Below are 2,959 nucleotides of genomic sequence, written 5' to 3'. Positions count from 1 at the left end.
AGTCGGTGATCGCCACCGGCCTGCCCTTCAAGGGACGCGGCAACCATGCCGACTACCTGCCCCAGCTTCAGGCCGTGATGGCGGAAACCGCCGGGGTCCGGCGCTTCGGCTCGGCGGCGCTCGATCTGGCCTATGTCGCAGCCGGCCGCTTCGACGGCTATTGGGAAAGCCACGTCCAGCCGTGGGACGTCGCCGCGGGCCTGCTGATGGTGACGGAAGCCGGCGGTTTCGCCAGCGAGATCGGCGGCGGGCGCAATCCCTATGCCGGCGAAAGTGTCCTGGCGGCCAATTCGCACCTGCATCTTCTGCTCGGCAAGGTGCTGCGCGACGCGTCCGCAAACCGCAAGCCGAAGGCGGAAGGCTGACCGTCACGTGTAGCCGATGGCGGGTTGTCGGCCCTGCCCCGTTGGGATATCGTGCGCTCCGAGGCCCGGCTGCCGCCGGGTTATCGAGATATGTCAGAGGTTTAAAGTTCGGGGGCACATGAATCGCCGCGTTTCGTCCTCCGTGCTGCGGTTAACGTTCGGTTGCGCGTTAGGGACCGCAGCCGCAACCGGACAGGTGACCCTCGCCAAGCCCGCCTTCGCGCAGGAGGCTCCCGCCGTCGCCGAGCCATCCGGCCAGGAACGGCCGGCGTCCCGCGCCGACCTACCGGCGCGTGGGGTCTCTCCAGCGCTTCCCGCGCGGAAGCCGCCGGTTCCCCCAGCGGCCCAAGCCCGGGCACCGGCGGGTCCGGCGGGCCAGAACGCCGATCCGAACCGCCCGCTGAACGTCCCATCCGATCCGGGCCTCATCGCGCGCCCCATCGGTCCTGGCGGCAGGCCGATCCCGCCGCCGCCCGGGCTCGACCCCGGCGTCACTCCCGATCTCTCCACCGGCCCGGCACCGGAACCACCCGCCGACCGCCCCAACGTCCCGCCGCCCGAAGGCGTCCAGCTCGGCACGCCGGTCGTGCCGCCGGCCCCTCCGGGCATGCCGCCGGTGATCGCCGCCGTTCCGTCGCTGCCGGGCGAACGTCCCCAGCCGGCGGTGCCGCCGCGTCAAGGAGGTCCGGCAGCGCCGCCGTCCGCTTCCGGCGCCCTGCCCTCCGGAACCGAGTTCCGCGTCGTTTATCCCGACGACATGGCGCAGACACTGTCGCCCGCCGACACCAGCCTGCTGAACGGCATCGCCGCCCGCCTGCGGGAGGACGAGATCACCCGCCTTGAGATACTGGGTTATGCCAGCGGAACACCGGAAACCAACCGCGAGTCGCGGCGTCTTTCGCTGGAACGGGCGCTTGCCGTCCGTTCATATCTGATCGACCAGGGGATACGACGCACCCGAATCGATGTCAGAGCCCTGGGACCGACCGCATCGGACGGCCCTTCAGACCGCGTTGATCTGTTGCTGGTAAAATAGTGGCACACTCGGCTCACCCTTCATCAACGACCCAGATCCGCGAGAGCATGGTGCCCATGTCCCGGCCGCAGCGCTACCTGACCCGCATGATCCTGTTCGTCGCCGTCGTCGCCGGCGTCATTCTGCTGCTGTTCCCGGCGCTGGAACGGGCCTTCATGGCGAATCCCGGCCTCAACAGCCTGATCATCGCGGTGCTGCTGCTGGGCATCGGCTACATCTTCCGGCAAGTGCTGATCCTGAAGCCGGAAGTGGCGTGGCTGGAAAGCTTCCAGACCAACCGCCCGGCCAGCGACGCGGTGCAGGAGCCGGTCTTGCTGGCGCCGATGGCCCGCATGCTGGGCGAGCGCAAGGGCAAGCTGAGCCTGTCGGCGCTGTCGATGCGCTCCCTGCTGGATGGTATCGACGCAAGGCTGGACGAAACGCGGGAGATTTCCCGCTATCTGATCGGGCTGCTGATCTTTCTGGGCCTGCTCGGCACCTTTTGGGGTCTGCTGGGAACGGTCAGCGCGGTCGGCGACGTGATCGGCAGCCTGTCGGTCGAGGGCGGCGATGTCGGCATGATGTTCGGCAACCTCCAGCAGGGCTTGCAGGCGCCGCTGACCGGCATGGGCACGGCCTTCAGCTCGTCGCTGTTCGGTCTGGCCGGCTCGCTCGTGCTGGGCTTCCTGGAACTTCAGGCCAGCCAGGCGCAGAACCGCTTCTACACCGATCTGGAAGACTGGCTGTCGGGCGCCACCCGCCTGTCGAGCGGGGCCGGCTTCGGGGAGAGCGAGCAGTCGGTCCCCGCCTATCTCCAGGCCCTGCTGGAACAGACCGCCGAGAACCTGGACAACCTTCAGCGCACCGTGGCGCAGTCGGAGGACGGCCGCCGCTCCGCCAACCAGAACCTTCTGGCGCTGACGGAAAAGTTGAGCACCCTGACCGACCAGATGCGGACGGAGCAGAACCTGATGCTGCGGCTGGCCGAAAGCCAGATGGAGCTGAAGCCGATCCTGGGCCGGCTGTCCGACGCGATTTCCGGCCAGCAACTCGGCATCGACGACGCGACGCGCCAGCACATCCGCAACATGGACGTCTATACCGCCCGCCTGCTGGAGGAAGTGGCCACCGGCCGCGTCCAGTCCGTGCAGGAAATCCGCAGCGAAATCAAGCTGCTGGCCCGCACCATCGCCGCCCTTGCCGAGGACAGCGAGCGGTGACGCGGCGGATCGGGATCGGATAGCCGGTCATGGCAGGCAGCAGCCGCGGGCGGCGCAGCAGGGAACACGCGATCAATATCTGGCCGGGCTGGGTGGATGCCCTGTCGTCGCTGGTCATGGTCGTGATCTTCGTGCTGATGGTCTTCATCATCGCGCAGTTCTACATGTCGAACACGCTGTCCAGCCGCGATCAGGCCTTGACGCGGCTGAACCGCCAGCTGACGGAACTGAGCGACCTGCTGGCGATGGAACGGGAAGCGAATGCCGACCTGCGCGTCAACATCGCCCAGCTTTCCGCCGAACTGCAAAGCTCCACCGCCAACCGGGAGCAGCTTACCGCCAGCCTTGCCGAAGCGCAG

3 protein-coding genes and 1 pseudogene are annotated in these 2,959 nt (G+C 67.9%); all 4 read left to right on the top strand.

Translation table 11 applies throughout. The annotated features are described in order from the left end of the window. Positions 1 to 365 (top strand): inositol monophosphatase family protein (locus tag AC5JJ6_RS06810; protein WP_496041309.1); only part of this gene is annotated, 365 nt, incomplete at its 5' end. A 196-nt stretch (positions 366 to 561) separates the two neighbouring features. Beyond that, positions 562 to 1,401, top strand: a complete 840-nt coding sequence (locus tag AC5JJ6_RS06805) for an OmpA family protein (protein ID WP_496041308.1) — start codon at positions 562 to 564, stop codon at positions 1,399 to 1,401. Positions 1,402 to 1,457: 56 nt separating this feature from the next. After that, on the top strand, positions 1,458 to 2,600 hold the full coding sequence (locus AC5JJ6_RS06800; protein WP_496041307.1) for a flagellar motor protein MotA: 1,143 nt from the start codon (positions 1,458 to 1,460) through the stop codon (positions 2,598 to 2,600). 29 nt (positions 2,601 to 2,629) lie between these two features. Further along, a pseudogene (locus AC5JJ6_RS06795) lies at positions 2,630 to 2,959 on the top strand (peptidoglycan -binding protein); the annotation flags it as partial.

Source organism: Skermanella sp., from assembly GCF_059503625.1.
The sequence above is the reverse complement of the archived record's forward strand: the minus strand, read 5'-3'. Positions and strand labels throughout refer to the sequence as shown.